14 protein-coding genes are annotated in these 15,182 nt (G+C 39.3%); 5 read left to right on the forward strand and 9 right to left on the reverse strand.

The genetic code is table 11. The features are described from left to right. Position 1 precedes the first annotated feature (1 nt). Complete coding sequence (locus tag JWR61_RS12720; RefSeq protein WP_301928159.1) at positions 2-1,096, forward strand: S1C family serine protease; 1,095 nt, start codon at positions 2-4, stop codon at positions 1,094-1,096. 87 nt (positions 1,097-1,183) lie between these two features. Here the strand turns inward: JWR61_RS12720 and JWR61_RS12725 are convergent, their stop codons facing one another. Next, the gene (locus JWR61_RS12725) at positions 1,184-2,086 is read right to left on the reverse strand and encodes a sugar phosphate nucleotidyltransferase (RefSeq protein ID WP_301928160.1); all 903 of its coding nucleotides are present in this window, start codon (positions 2,084-2,086) and stop codon (positions 1,184-1,186) included. Positions 2,087-2,218: 132 nt separating this feature from the next. Here JWR61_RS12725 and JWR61_RS12730 point away from each other — a divergent pair, with 132 nt between their 5' ends. Further along, the gene (locus tag JWR61_RS12730) at positions 2,219-3,115 is read left to right on the forward strand and encodes a 1-aminocyclopropane-1-carboxylate deaminase/D-cysteine desulfhydrase (protein WP_301928161.1); all 897 of its coding nucleotides are present in this window, start codon (positions 2,219-2,221) and stop codon (positions 3,113-3,115) included. Positions 3,116-3,182: 67 nt separating this feature from the next. After that, complete coding sequence (locus JWR61_RS12735) at positions 3,183-4,016, forward strand: hypothetical protein (protein WP_301928162.1); 834 nt, start codon at positions 3,183-3,185, stop codon at positions 4,014-4,016. A 3-nt stretch (positions 4,017-4,019) separates the two neighbouring features. Here JWR61_RS12735 and lipB read toward each other — a convergent pair whose 3' ends face one another. Continuing rightward, entirely contained in the window at positions 4,020-4,781 is a 762-nt protein-coding gene (lipB, locus tag JWR61_RS12740; protein WP_301928163.1) for a lipoyl(octanoyl) transferase LipB, read from the reverse strand. Between the two features lie 184 nt (positions 4,782-4,965). On the opposite strand from lipB, the gene JWR61_RS12745 reads away from it, so the two are divergent. Beyond that, positions 4,966-6,021 carry an RluA family pseudouridine synthase gene (locus JWR61_RS12745; protein WP_301928164.1) on the forward strand — a complete coding sequence of 352 codons (1,056 nt, stop codon included), beginning with the start codon at positions 4,966-4,968 and terminating at the stop codon, positions 6,019-6,021. A 35-nt stretch (positions 6,022-6,056) separates the two neighbouring features. Here JWR61_RS12745 and JWR61_RS12750 read toward each other — a convergent pair whose 3' ends face one another. Together JWR61_RS12750 and JWR61_RS12755 are read right to left on the reverse strand one after the other, a co-directional pair. Next, positions 6,057-7,577: a S10 family peptidase gene (locus JWR61_RS12750; protein WP_301928165.1), complete on the reverse strand. Its 1,521-nt coding sequence runs from the start codon at positions 7,575-7,577 to the stop codon at positions 6,057-6,059. Between the two features lie 146 nt (positions 7,578-7,723). After that, positions 7,724-9,856 (reverse strand): T9SS type A sorting domain-containing protein, encoded by a 2,133-nt coding sequence (locus tag JWR61_RS12755; RefSeq protein WP_301928166.1) that lies wholly within the window; start codon positions 9,854-9,856, stop codon positions 7,724-7,726. A gap of 227 nt (positions 9,857-10,083) precedes the next feature. On the opposite strand from JWR61_RS12755, the gene glk reads away from it, so the two are divergent. Then, a complete protein-coding gene (gene glk / locus JWR61_RS12760) occupies positions 10,084-11,124 on the forward strand; it encodes a glucokinase (RefSeq protein ID WP_301928167.1) in 1,041 nt (346 codons plus the stop codon). Between the two features lie 19 nt (positions 11,125-11,143). Here the strand turns inward: glk and JWR61_RS12765 are convergent, their stop codons facing one another. From JWR61_RS12765 to JWR61_RS12785, 5 genes are all read right to left on the reverse strand, one after another. After that, complete coding sequence (locus tag JWR61_RS12765) at positions 11,144-11,944, reverse strand: hypothetical protein (protein WP_290336179.1); 801 nt, start codon at positions 11,942-11,944, stop codon at positions 11,144-11,146. Positions 11,945-12,092: 148 nt separating this feature from the next. Then, positions 12,093-13,013, reverse strand: a complete 921-nt coding sequence (locus JWR61_RS12770; RefSeq protein ID WP_301928168.1) for a hypothetical protein — start codon at positions 13,011-13,013, stop codon at positions 12,093-12,095. A 91-nt stretch (positions 13,014-13,104) separates the two neighbouring features. Continuing rightward, positions 13,105-13,683: a peptide deformylase gene (def, locus tag JWR61_RS12775; protein ID WP_301928169.1), complete on the reverse strand. Its 579-nt coding sequence runs from the start codon at positions 13,681-13,683 to the stop codon at positions 13,105-13,107. 134 nt (positions 13,684-13,817) lie between these two features. Continuing rightward, positions 13,818-14,231 carry a Holliday junction resolvase RuvX gene (gene ruvX / locus JWR61_RS12780; RefSeq protein WP_301928170.1) on the reverse strand — a complete coding sequence of 138 codons (414 nt, stop codon included), beginning with the start codon at positions 14,229-14,231 and terminating at the stop codon, positions 13,818-13,820. A gap of 1 nt (position 14,232) precedes the next feature. Continuing rightward, the gene (locus tag JWR61_RS12785) at positions 14,233-15,174 is read right to left on the reverse strand and encodes a UbiA-like polyprenyltransferase (RefSeq protein ID WP_301928171.1); all 942 of its coding nucleotides are present in this window, start codon (positions 15,172-15,174) and stop codon (positions 14,233-14,235) included. Between the last annotated feature and the right edge of the window lie 8 nt (positions 15,175-15,182).

The raw sequence follows: 15,182 nt of genomic DNA on the forward strand, positions 1-15,182 counted from the left end.
GATGGAAGATATTTTACTTTTAGAAGCTGTTGAGCGATACCTGGCAGGTGAAATGAACCTGCAGGAAAAAAGTGTGTTTGAAGATTTGCGTAAAAAAAATGCAGAGCTGGATCAATTGGTTGTAGAACATACTTATTTTTTACAGGGGCTGGATAAATATGGTACACTCAAATCATTTAAACACACCCTGCTGGAAGTGGAATCCAACCTGGCAAGCGAGGGACTGATGGCAACCCCTGCACTAAAGGGCAAAGCCAAAGTACTCAGTTTATGGAACAAGTATAAACGAAGCATGGCTGTGGCTGCGTCTATTGCAGGCTTTATTTCTTTATTAACCCTTGGGCTTACTATTACTTATACCAAAAAATATGGTAACGAAAGTTATTACGAACTGGTAAAGGAGATTACCAAGACCAACAAAGAAATAATTGTATTGAAGAGTAAAAATGTACTACCTGCAATTCCAATAAAGCCTGAACCAAAAGTTGATTTTATGGGCTCAGGATTTTTAATAGATGGAAAAGGTTACCTCGTTACCAATGCCCATGTAATAAGTAAAATGAAAAATATTTATGTTGAAAATACAAAGGGACAATACTATAATGCGGTCGCTGTGTATACTGACAATAATGTTGACCTTGCAATTTTGAAGATTAATGATACTGCTTTCAGGGCTGTGACTAATTTACCGTACAGCATTAAAAGGTCCAATTCTGATTTAGGTGAGCAGTTTTTTACTTTAGGGTTTCCGCGGAAAGAGATTGTGTATGGCGAAGGATATGTAAGTGCGAAGTCTGGAAGTGATGGAGATACCACCTCGTACCAGTTAACCGTTTCTGCCAATCCGGGAAACAGTGGCGGCCCCGTCATCAATCGCAACGGGGAGATTATAGGCATCATCACCGCAAAGGATTCAAAAGCGGATGGTGTTGTATATGCAGCTAAATCAAAGAACATCTTTAATTTGTTGGATAAAATAAAACCAGAGGAAAAATATCAGTTAAAAACTCCCGTCAACACAACTTTGAAAGGCCTGGACAGGGTTCAGCAAGTTAAAAAAATGGAAGAATTTGTGTATATGGTGGTTGGTAATTAGAAATATAAAATCATAAAATAAAAGAAGCGGTCTTGTAATAGACCGCTTCTTTTATTTTACTTTAGCAAGTTTCAACCAGCTGTGATATTAAGCCCATAAATTAGATGGATATTGTCCATCCGCCACCAACTTATCAACACTGGCTTTTACTTCAGGTGCATCTTCTTTATACGTTACTCCAAACCATTGTGCTGAGGTAGGTATTACTTTTACATCACCTTCCTTATTTTTTACCACTTTATCTACCACCAAAGGAATAAAGAATTCGCCTTTAGGGTTATGAAGCTCCCTGTCTAAAAATTCACCAAAATAATTCTCGCTTTGGGTAATAAAGTTGGGGGAGAATGCGAAGAAATTCATGCTTACGCTGGAATCTTCACTTACTTCATGTAAACCAGTTTCATCTTCATAAGTAATGATGCCTTGCTCATTGCGATAGATTTTTGTTCGCTCATTAATATCTACCAGATTGCCGTTTGAATCTACATTGCAAACGCCGCGGCTAACACTGCCGTTGTCACTTAATGTCTTCTTTAACTCATACCCTATAATAGCGTAATTGTTATCAGCAACCTGCGTAGTTAAAAATTGGTATGCTTTCTCAAAGCCATCCCGGCCATAAAAATCATCTGCATTAATGACTGCGAAAGGTTCTTTTACTATTCCCTTGCAGCAGAGCACGGCATGAGCTGTACCCCATGGCTTTTTTCTTTCTTCCGGAATTTGCCTGTTGCCGGTAAATTTCGATAATTCCTGGAAGGCAAATTCAACCTCAATTTTCCCTTTCAATTTAGTTGCAAAATTTTCTTTAAACATATCCAAAAATTCTTCGCGGATAATAAAGACTACTTTGCCAAATCCTGCCCGGATGGCATCGTAAATCGAATATTCCATGATGGTTTCGCCGCTTGGGCCAAAACCCTGTACCTGTTTCATACTACCATAGCGGCTGGCCATACCCGCTGCTAATACCACAAGAGTTGGTTTCATTTTGTAACTAGTTTGTTCCTGCTTATAACAGGATGTTTAGGAATTGTCTCAATATCAGTTATGAGTACTTAGAATTAACATTGAAACATTGAATTATATTGCGATGCGAAAATAAACTAATAGGTGAATAAAATGCTGTTTGACACTGCAAAAATTTCTGTTGATATTGTTGAAAACGATTGTTTGATCAGAAAAAACATAAGTGTATCTGTATTGAGGTTAGATAAAATTCATCCTGTCGCATCTGGCAATAAACTCTTTAAACTCCATTATTTTTTGCAGGATGCGTTGGCTTCTTCTCAACAAGGCCTTGTCACGTTTGGAGGTGCTTATTCCAATCACCTTTTAGCAACGGCTTTTGCATGTACAGCCGCCGGATTAAAAAGCATTGGCCTGGTACGTGGAGAAAAACCAGACAAATTATCGCCAACCTTACAGGCCTGTATACAATATGGAATGAAGTTGCATTTTTTATCAAGGGCAGAATACAGTAACAGACAAGCAGATAATTCTATGAACCAGTTTCAGGAAGAGTGGAAAAATTTTACACTGGTTCCGGAAGGGGGTTATCATGCAAAAGGTGCTGCCGGCGCGGCTTTGATAACACAGCTGATTGAAGAAGATACGACCCATATATGCACGGCATTGGGTACAGCAACTACGCTGGCCGGATTAATGAAAGGTGCAAAAAAAAAACAGCAAATAGTTGGAGTTCCTGTATTAAAAGGAATGACAGACATTGATAAAAGAATTGCTTACTTAACCGGAACACCCAATACGGCCACATTGCTGAACGATTATCATTTTGGCGGGTATGCAAAAAAAACACCTGCCTTATTGCACTTTATGAATACATTTTACGAAGAAAATAACATACCGACTGACTTTGTTTACACTGCAAAAATGATGTTTGCCGTATTGGATAGTGTTGAGAAAAATGTATTCCCGGAGGGGAGTAAAATTGTTTGTCTTCACACAGGTGGTTTGCAGGGCAACTCGTCATTGCGAGCTGGCACGTTAATTTTCTGATATGTTTTAATGGCTTACTATCTTTGTGTTTAAAACAAAAAAACTGTTTCCGCGTTCAAAGTAAATTATGCGCAAATTTTTGTTGTCCTTTATTATCATTGCTGCCTTTGCCGGGCATTGTCTTGCCCAGGATACACTGCCCCGCATCTCCGTAAAAAATATCAGCAATCAAATAATCATCAGTTGGAAAAATAATTATGGCGTTAAAATCGCCAATATCAATATCCAGCGCTCAGCCGATAGTATTAAAAATTTTACAACTATCGGAACAGTGCTCAATCCCCTGAATAAAGAAAATGGATATGTGGATGGTAAAGCCCCCAATCCTAGTATGTTCTATCGCGTATTTGTAGCATTTGAAGGAGGCACTTATATTTTTTCACGTTCACAGAAACCTGTTATTGAGCTTCCGAAACAAATCGACACGGCCAGTGTAGTAAGACAAAATACTGAATACCAAAAAAACGTAATGGACTTTACAACTCCTGTAGCCTTACAGCCTGCTCAGGAAAAACCAGATATATCAAACCCGGGTGAAGATCTCTTGCCTCCGACAAAAAAATTTTTCAAACCCAAGCCTCCAACGGGATTTGTACCGAGTAAATTCATTTATGCCAACAGGGAAAACAATCTCATTGTAAGCCTGCCCGATGCAGACAAAGAAAAATTTTCTCTGTATTTTTTTGACGAAAAAGACAAGCTGGTATTTGAGATAAAAAATATAAAAGAATCTTACCTTATTGTAGAAAAAGTAAATTTTTTACACACTGGCTGGTTTTACTATCATTTATATGATGATGGTATTTTACTGGAGAAATACAAGTTCTATATTGCGAAAGATGGCTGGGTTGGGCCGCCACCACCTGAAACAAAAAGGCCCATCATGACCGAGCCTCAATAATCATTATTGCAATTCAACGCCAAACACAATTTCAAAATTGGCTTTAACTTTTTGCTTAACCTCTTCGTAATTTAAAGTTCTATAGAGTTCTTTTTGAAGGGAAGTAACCTTTTTGTTTTCTATTCCGCAGGGAATTATGGTGTCAAAATAAGAGAGGTCTGTATTTACATTCAACGCAAATCCATGCATGGTTATCCAGCGGCTGCAGCGCACGCCCATGGCGCAAATTTTCCTTTCTTTACCCGCTATGCCTGCATCCATCCATACCCCCGTCTCGCCTTTACTGCGTTCGCCTTTTAAACCGTACTCCTGCATGGTAAGTATAATTACTTCTTCCAACGCCCTTAGGTATTTGCCAATATCTGTATAAAATTTCTCGAGATCGAGAATGGGATACCCTACAATTTGTCCGGGCCCGTGAAAAGTGATATCCCCGCCCCTGTTTGTCTTATAGTATTGTATGCCCCGCTTCTTCATCTCCGGTTCGCTGATCAAAATATTTTCAACATGGCCACTTTTTCCTAAGGTCAGTACCGGCAGGTGTTCGCAGATGAGAAAATAATGTTGCGTTTCGGGTTTAGTATCTGCGACAGACTCCTTAAGCAGGCTAATATTTTCGGCAACCAACCCAGGTGCTCCCATTTCCCTATTCCTTATTACCGCCTTTATATGTACATTTTCCTGAAACAGCTTTTCCTGGTAATCCCATGCCGACTGGTAATCGGTTAAACCCAGGTCTTTAAACAATACTATCTGCTTAGTCAATGTAATTAGTTTATTTTGCAAAGTTAATTGAATGCAGGATTAGTATTTGGTGCCAGGTATTGAGTGTTTAAATATTCAAGACTGTGAATAACTGCTGAAAAAGAACTATTTGTCAGATGGTTGGATATCGATGGCACTCGATTCTCAATTGTCCATTATATAAAATGAGTTTAATAAAATAAAAATGAGCAACGAAATAGCTGTAGAAGATGACTTGCAGGAAAGTGAAGAATTGTATGAACGACTGGTGATTGATATCCCAAAAGGCCAGGAAGCACTTCGCATTGATAAATTTTTGATGCATCGTATTGAAGGTGCTACCCGCAATAAAATACAACAAGGTATTGACAACGAGATGGTGCTGGTGAATGATAAACCAGTAAAGGCCAATTATAAAGTAAGGCCCTACGATAAAATTGTTGTTTTCGATAACCGGCATCCCGACAGCAATGATATCATCCCTGAAAATATACCGTTAAATATCGTTTTTGAAGATGATGATGTATTACTCATCAACAAACCAGCCGGTATGGTGGTACACCCCGGCAGCGGCAACCCGAGCGGTACGTTAATCAATGGCGTAGCCTATTATTTAAAACAACAAAATCCTAAGCTGGAAGAAAATGGGTTACCCCGTTTTGGAATGGTACACAGGATAGATAAAAATACAACCGGGCTGCTGGTATTGGCTAAAACGCCTAAAGCAATGACTGACCTGGCTAAACAGTTCTTTAATCATACCGTTCACCGCCGTTATATAGCCCTGGTTTGGGGAGACTTTGAAGAGAATGAAGGAACCATCCGCGGCCATGTTGGACGGCATCAGCGTTTTAGAAAATTATTCACCACCTACCCGGAAGGGGAACATGGCAAAGAAGCCGTAACCCATTACAAAGTGCTGGAACGTTTTAATTACGTTACGCTGGTTGAGTGCAGGCTTGAAACAGGTCGCACACACCAGATACGTGTACACATGCAGTACATTGGTCATCCTTTATTTAATGATGATTTTTACGGCGGCGATAAAATTGTAAAAGGTACCATTTTCAGCAAGTACAAACAGTTTGTAGACAATTGTTTTGCGCTGTGCCAACGCCAGGCTTTGCATGCAAAGGAACTGGGCTTTATACACCCAACTTCCAAACAGCCAATGCTGTTTGAAAGTTATTTACCGGATGATATGCTGGCCGTAATTGAAAAATGGAGAAAGTACAGCGAAAACAAAAATGACATCAGTTAGTACACTTTTTTATTGCTACAGCATTAAAGCAGTAATTATTTTGAAGATCCGGTAATAAATTCAGCCACATCTTTTTTAAATGCAGCAGCAGCTGAATTCAAAATGTACATCATGTGCCCCGCCTCATAATATTTCATGGAAATGTTGCTCCTGATTTTTTTGTTCAAGCCCATGTGATCGAAAGTATATTCTGTACCGGCAAATGGGGTTGCCAGATCATACAAACCATTTAACACCAATATTTTCATTTTTGGATTACTTGACATAGCATTCTTTAAATCAGGTGCAGTATTAGGAGTAGCTGCGTCGCCAAAAAAACCGTTGCTGCGTGCATGTTTCCAGTCCCATTTAAAATCCGGAAATGCATATGCCCCGGTATTGTACACTTTATCCTTACTTACCTTTAACTCAGTGGTATAATAGTTCATAAAGGCTGAAATAAAAGCCGGGCTGATGTCGGATGATTGCGGATCATAAAAAGCGTATTCACCCAATTCATCCTGGGCAATCCCCTTATAGCGGGAATCTAAACGACCTGCGACTTCCCGTGTTCCGCGTAACAGTTCCTGCGAAAATTGTGGCTGAACTACCCTCATGTTTGCCTTTTCCAGGTAATCTTTACTGAGGCCTGTATACCCAACTAGTTTGTCTATTATTTTATTTCTTTCCTCAACGGTCAGCGCATCTCCTTGTAACAATGCCGAAGCATAATCGCCGGTGGCGAAAGTTCTTACTTCTTTTAAAAACAGCTGCAGGTTCGCAGGCTTATTAGCTAATTTATTATGGTACCAGGCAGTCGCTGCATAGGTAGGCAAATTAACGATAAATGGAAGATCATCAGTGGGTTGAAATGATAGTGTACGTATATCTAAAACACTGGATACAAGCACAACACCATTTACTGAAATACCGAAATTTTCCTGCAGATAATCTGCAACTCCTGCAGAACGGAATGTACCATAACTTTCACCCAATAAATATTTTGGCGAGTTCCACCGCTCGTTTTGGTGAACATAATCTTTAATAAACTGGCTGATTGATTTGATGTCTGCATCTACTCCCCAAAAATCTGTGTTTTTAGCCTTGCCAATGGCACGGCTCAGGCCCGTACCGACAGGATCAATCATCACCACATCTGACACGTCTAAAATGGAATAATTATTATCTTCTATTTTGTATGGGGCAGGGCCATTTGGCGATGGGTCGTTTACAACTACTCTTCTTGGTCCCATAATACCCATGTGCAGCCACATCGAAGAAGAACCAGGTCCGCCGTTATACGAAAATGTTACCGGCCTTTTGCTGTTATCTGTTTCACCATCTTTGGTATAAGCGGTGTAACCGATAGAGGCTATCAGTTCATCTTTTTCATTTTTTAAAGTCAATGTTCCGGCAACAGCCGTATAACTGATTAGTTTGTTATCGATTTTAATACTATGCTTTGTAATAAATTTTTGCGGAATTGTAGCAGCAATACTGTCTGCTTGTGCCGAGGCGTCCAAAGTGCAATTCAATAACAGCATTAATACAACTGCTGCAATATTATTTTTTCTCATAAGCATATTTTATTTTTACAGGTAAAATGGAAGATACGTTATTATTAAATTCACACATGCCCATTACTGCATGTATTTTTTAAATGGTATAATGCAATAAAAAAAGCAGCTCATGGTGAACTGCTTTTTTACTTTTACCAGGCAAATTATTTTATAAAAAGGATCGACTTGTTTTCAATACCATTTGTAATTAGTAAGATATACTGACCATGAGGCAATGAGGTTACCGGAAAAGATTCAACTCCATTTATCCGCTGCAATTGTCTGCTGTAAACGATTTTCCCTGACATATCTTTTATTGACATCTGCGCATTGGCTGTAATGCCTGATGTGATAAGCTGTATGTTTTGCTTAACAGGATTACCAAGTAGTCTTGCATCCCAATGGGTTGGTTTTATTTTTAAGGCAATGATATTACTGACTTCCTGTTTACCATCTGTATCTGTTGTAAGCAAGCGATAATAAACTGTTGATCCTCCACCACTGAGTATATTGTTGTCAGTAAAAGAATATGTATGGTTATTGGCCGCATTACCGGCCGCGGCTAAAGTTGTTATGTTTTCAAAATGCAATCCATCACTGCTCCGTTGTATGGTAAAACTGTTGGTGTTAATTTCCTGGGACGTTGTCCACTTTATCAATGCATCCTCTGCGAGTGGAGTAACTGTAAAATCAACGAGCTTAACCGGCAAAGGGGTAAAAATTCCGTTTACAACATATAAGTCAGTTGCCGTCGCATTGTCGCCGTTGGTAGCACCAAAAAAGATTTTGCTATTGTTTATCAGAAATAACTCAGGCAAAGCATCTCCTGTATTGGTGTATATATCAGCCACCATTGAAGTGCCACCGTTGGTACCGTCAGATTTCCATAATTCATTGCCGTGCGTTGCATCTGTTGCGGCAAAATATAACTCACCTGAAGTGTACAAATAAGAAAGACTTTTTGTTGCATCAATGCCATTTCCTGAGCCGGGTATTATATCTTTTACCATTGTTGTGCCTGCAAGCGTGCCATCCGAAATCCACAATTCATATCCCGCAGCTGTTGTACTTGCAGTAAAGAAAAATTTGTTTCCCTGGAACAACGTTTGAGAAAAATTTCCGCTAAGCAAATCGCCATTGTAAGGCAAAAAAATCGCAGGAATATCTCCACCAGCACTAACCGCATCAAATGACTTAAATAATACCGTACCGGCAGGTGTACCATCAGACTGCCACAATTCGGTACGGCTTGCTCCATCAGAAACAGGAAAAATAAACTTGCCCGGTAGATCAACTGCATCAATCAATAAAATCACTGAAATTGAAAGTCCGGGAACGATGTTTTTTAATAACGTAGTATTTGCCGTTGTTCCGTCTGTACTCCATACTTCTCCTGTGCTGGTTCCATCACTGGCATTAAAATAAACGTGGTTATTAAATGTATGAAAACCCAATAAAAGTGGAAAGGAAAAGCCAAATATATCAAGCGTAGTGGAGCTGCCTGTACCGGGATTAATATCTTTTACCAATAGTGTGCCCACTGCAGTACCATCTGTTTTCCATATTTCATTACCATGTGTGGCATCGGTGGCTGAAAATAAAACAACGCTGTTGTAAATATAAAAATTGGCAGGGTTAGATGAATCAGCACCTGCGTTGCCCGTATTGATATCAAGTAAAAGAGCAGTGCCAGCATTTGTGCCGTCGGATTTCCAAAGCTCGATTCCATTAGCTGCCGTTTTCGCGGCAAACAGTAAAAAAGTTCCGTTTGAAAAAAGATGGTACTCATTAATGGCATTGCTGCTGTCTGTTCCCGGAACGATATCCTTTACCAGGGTTGTACCAGCATTGGTGCCGTTGGTTCTCCACAATTCCCGGCCTTCAGCAACAGTTGCAGCATCAAAATAAATAAAGCCATTTAGTAAGGCGAATTCTGCCGGCGCAGATGCTGTAGTACCCGCGTTAATATCTTTTACGAGTGCCGTTCCTCCAGAAGTGCCATCGGTAATATACAGTTCTGATCCTGTTGCTGCCGTACTTCCTCTGAAAATAAGTTTACCTGAAAGCAAGCCGGCTAACGCTTCATACTTAATTGTAGTAGTTATTTGAACAGTTCCGGCAAGGGTTCCATCTGTTACCCACAAGGAACTATCGGTTACAGAAGCAAAAATAGTTTGCGTGGTAGTAAGCGGACTAACCAGTTGCAAACTTTTGTTCGAATTGATTTGTGTAACCTGTGCCTTGGCGCCGATAATAAAAACAAAAATGCAGATAATGCCTAGTAGTCTTTTTTTCATGATTAAAATGTTTAGCGATTATAAGAATAGAGATATGGTTTCCGCCAGGATAATCAAAAGACTATAAGTTCAAAAAGCAGTATTAAAGATTACATGGAAATTACGAAATGAAAATCAAAAAAATAAATTATTCTAAATTAAGGCTGAAGCTTGATGGAAGCATTGGTGTTAATCAATAGATTTGTTGATGCATTTTTTTTCTTGGCATTTTTCTAATTTCATTTAATATGAATCTACAATTGCTTATCCCTGTTGCTTTCAGGAACCCCAATAATGTAAGTGATAAACCTATCACTATCTTAGCCGGAGATATTGGCGGAACAAAGGCTAACATGCAATTAAGCCGGTACTCAGCAAAGGGACTTGAGACCATTAAAGAATGCCGCTACCATACCAGTGAGTTCGATTCTTTTACAGCTTTACTTTCCCATTTCTTAGAAGGCCAACAGCACCCGGAAAAAATTTGCTTTTCGGTTGCCGGGCCTGTGATTGAAGGCAAGGTAAAATTTACTAATCTCAGCTGGAGTATAGACAGCGAAGAGGTAAGCAAACATGTTGATGGCAGCCCGGTTGCTATATTGAATGACCTGGAGGCTACAGCCTATGGCCTGGCTGGCTTAAAGCAAGAAGAACTTACCATTTTGTATAAAGGAACAAATGAAACACCGGGCAATATCGCAATACTGGCTGCCGGTACGGGCTTGGGAGAGGCTGGCTTATACTTTGATGGGAAATTGTACCATCCCTTTGCAACTGAAGGTGGCCACAGCGATTTTGCGCCACGCACGCCAAGAGACATCGCAGTATTAACTTTTTTACTAAGCAGGCATGAACACGTAAGTTGGGAAAGGTTGCTGAGCGGAAATGGTATCTACACCATTTGGCAATACCTGACGGGAGTTGAAAAAAAGAATGCTCCGCAGTGGTTATTGCAACAGATGGAAAATACAGATCCGGCTCCTGTGATAAGTAAGGCTGCTCTGGAGGGCATTTGCCCTGTTTGCATTGAAACAATAGAACTATTCAACCGATACCTGGCATGTGAAGCTGTCAACCTGATTTTAAAATTAAAAGCAACAGGTGGACTTTACCTTGCAGGAGGAATTACTCCTAAAGTTTTGCCTTTACTGAATCACGAGGTTTGGAAAGATGTATTTAGTAAAAGCGGCCGCATGAATCAATTGCTGAAGGAAGTCACTGTTTATGTTGTATTAAATGAAAAAGCTCCCTTGGTGGGAGCTGGTTATTTTGCTTGTCTGAGCTTGTAAAATAGTAGTGTTAAATCAATTATTGATAATCATCAAAAACGTCGCCCAACTTAATACAAACTTTAATACCTGTCATATAATACCAATCTTTTGCATCCGGATTTCCCCTGATGTGACCGGCTATCCCTGCAGAAGGTTTATTTTGCCGAAATGATAATTCTGCTGCAGTAGGGCCCCTTTTTGCAAGCAAAACCTGTGGATCAGCATACGTACTGCTTACATCATCCAGATAGTCTGTATTGATGTAACGGAAACCCCACTCATATATAAGATCAATTCTTTCGCTTGCCTTAAACTTCCAACCCAGCCCTATCGGAATAAACATTTTGGTGGTTTTATACATTGGCCTGTTAGGGTATTCTGACAATCCCTGTCCCTCTGTACCTAAAGGCTGTAAAAATACTTTAGTATTATTTTTGTCATAAGTGTAAGGATTGAAATGAAAAACACCTAATCCGACAAATATATAAGGTAAGCCATCATAAACTGTAGGATCAGCCAAATTTATTTCCGCAGCAACACTTCCCTCCAGGATATTTGTTTTAAAATTAAGATTACGGGAAACCAACCCTGCATCTTTACTATATTTATCGTCGCCCTGCACCTTACCAAAATTCAAACCTGCACGCAGCACGACAAAATTATTGGGCATTAAATATTTAACATTGGCACCAAAAGATGGTCCGACTGTTTTAAAATTTATTCCTGGCCGTGACAGGTCTCCGCTATACCCGGTTATTCCTCCTCCTGCCTCTATTTGCCACTGCTGTGCAAAGCAGCCACTGGCGATAAACATAAAAGCAACTGTCAATAATTTCATAATACAATTATTTTGTTTTGTAAAAATACAAATTATAAGTAGATTTTAACTATAAAACTGATTTTATAGATTTTCTTCTACTTCGCAAATGTATTGTAAATATCAGATGTGTTCAATAAGTCGAAGCTCCCGGGTATCAAACTATATCTTATTTAAAATCAAACAATGTAGCAGTAAACACGCCTCGTTCCCGTTTTTTAAAAATAGCTTTCCAGTTGCCATTATATTTTATCAAAGCCGGAACCAGGTAATTTCCTGCATGCGTCATCTGCACTTCCATCTGCACGTCAAAATCATATACACCTGCATCATACCTTAAATTATAATTTCTTGCTACTACCTCAAAGGTCTTGTCGTTAAACCATGTCGTCATTTCATCCACTACTACCTTATCTTCTTTACCCCGCTTTACTTTTTGCCTTAAAATATAACAGCTGGTTTTATTATACTCATCCATATCTACGCTTATATCATATAGTTCAGCCATATCATCCTCATAAATGGCTGTTTTACCCGAAACAAAAGGTATTCCGGTTATTTTTTTGCCTGGATTGAAAAATAATATTTTCAATTGTTCCTTATGTTTTTCCAGCCCACTTTTACCGGATGTATTGAACGCATCGCCCGCCACAATATTATCTTCGCCGCACACTAACCCAATTGTGAAAAATAATGAGGCATACATTTGGGCCGTATAATAATTGTATCCGCTGTCAGTTGTATAAAAGTCCCCTGTGCTCTGCTGTTCCAGCGTCTCCATCCGCCGGCAGTTACTATCTCTTATTTGGTGAATTTTACTGTGCATTGTTGCCCGGTTACCGCCGCTTTTATCCAGCATGCGTACATCATTAATGGCGATATAATTAAGTATTCGCAGATTTTTGAAGGCTTTGTAAAACGTAGTATCATTTTTGACCCGGTCGATAAATGCAGGTACATTCAGTTTATTGTTTACTACCACTTCTGATAGCGTAATAGTTTTTTTGCCGATCACCATCGCACTATCCTGGCCCATTGCTACAGCAGCCAACAGGACAGAAAAAAAAACAGGTATGATTTTTTTTATCATACCTGCAAATTATTACAATTGAAATAAAATCGTTGCGTCATAATATTATTACAACTGCCGAAGTCAGATAAGGCGTTTTATTGAGATTACTCTATTTTGGAAAAACCATCCGGTAATCTACCTGCACTTTCCCTCTCGAAATATCATCCAGTTTTCTTTTCAACAGGGTTCTTTTGAGTGGCTTTATGTGATCAATAAAAAGCTTGCCTTCAATATGATCATATTCATGCAATATTACCCTTGCTGTAATTCCATTGAAGGTTTTTGTATGGTGCACAAAATTTTCGTCAACATAACTAAGGGTAACTGATTCTTTACGACTTACATCTTCCCTTATTTTCGGAATGCTGAGGCACCCTTCTGTATAAAGCCATTCATTCCCATTTTGTTCTGCAATGTGTGCATTGATGAAAACACCCTTGAATCCAGGTTCATCCGGGTAATCATCTTCATCGTCTTCATCCATATTCTTAAAAATCTGTTCGCTGTCAATAACAAATAACCGGATGTTTTTATTCACCTGCGGCGCCGCAATTCCCACCCCGTTACTGGCATACATCGTTTCCCACATATCTGTAATCAATTTTTCCAGGCCCGGATAATCATTATTGATATCATCACAAACCTTTCTTAAAACCGGCGAACCGTATGCTACTATTGGTAAAATCATATTGTGTTTTCTAAGCGATTTCTCTTGTTATTGTTTTTGAAAAATAAACTGGAAAATTTGCACAAACATAAATGCCTGGCGTTTCAAAGCTGTCTATTTGCCATGCTGTACTACAAAATTACAATTATTTATTCTTATTGGATACTCTGTAAGTACTCCTGAAGTATAATGGTAGCCGCTATGATGTCGACATTTCCCTTTACCTGCCGGTCCTTTTTTTTCATTCCCATTTGCAGCATGGCATCTTTTGCCATTTTGGAAGTATATCGTTCATCAACGGTTTTAACCGGTATTTGAGGAAAAGCCTTTTGTAATTTTTTAACCGCGGCTTCTGCAAATGGTGTACCATGTGTATCACTGTCGTCCCAGTTTTTGGGCAGGCCGATGATGATTAGTTCAACCACTTCGGTTAAGAAATATTTTTTCAGGTAGGGAATTAATTCTCTGGATTCGATGGTGCTCAGCCCTGTCGCAATAATTTGAAGCGGGTCAGTTACAGCAAGGCCCGTCCTTTTTCCACCATAGTCTATTGCCAATATTCTCGCCATGCTAAATTTTTATAATGGGATTGGCATGATGGTGTAAAAAAATATCCAGCAAGACAAAAACCGCAAACACTACCGAGGCGATACCATTGGCCGTCATAAAAGCCAGATTTACTTTACTAAGGTCGTTTGGTTTTACCACTGAGTGCTGGTAAAAAAGCATGCCGCAAAAAACAGCGATCCCAATCCAGTACCACCATCCAAAATCACCATAAATGCCGGCAAATATTACGCAGGCGGCAGACAATACATGCAGCATTTCGGACACCCTTAATGCTTTGGATTTACCCAACCATGCCGGCATAGAAAATAGTTTTTGCGACTGATCGAACTCCACATCCTGCAAAGAATAAATGATATCAAAACCACTCACCCAAAATATTACGGCCATTGAAAAAATAATTGGAAGCAATGCAAAAACACCGGTTACAGCCAGGTAAGCTCCAATGGGAGCCAAACTTAAACCTACACCAAGTACCAGGTGGCACAAAGGTGTAAAACGCTTGGTATAGCTGTAAAATAATATTACAAACAAGGCTACAGGAGCTAATAAAAAACATACCCTGTTAATAAAAAAAGTGGCCGTAACAAATAAGAGGCAGTTAATTATTACAAAGCGTAAAGCACTTTCTTTTGAAATAATACCGGCGGGGATTTCCCTGATAGCCGTACGTGGGTTTTTTGCGTCAAAATTTCTGTCGAGGTAGCGGTTAAAGGCCATGGCAGCGCTTCTGGCGAATATCATACATAGGATAACAAGTACAAAAATTAAATAGGGAGGTGTAATGTAGATTGACCATGATGAACGAGTTCTGATTGCATTACTCTCTGCTATACGTATTGGTGACCAATAAGCTCCCAAAAAAAATCCAATAATGGCAAACGGCATTGCAAAAATGGTGTGACTAAACTTTACTAAACTCAAATATTTTTTTATGCTACTCATTCAATAAA

Source organism: Ferruginibacter sp. (assembly GCF_028288465.1).
In the GTDB taxonomy this organism is placed as follows: Bacteria; Bacteroidota; Bacteroidia; order Chitinophagales; family Chitinophagaceae; genus Ferruginibacter.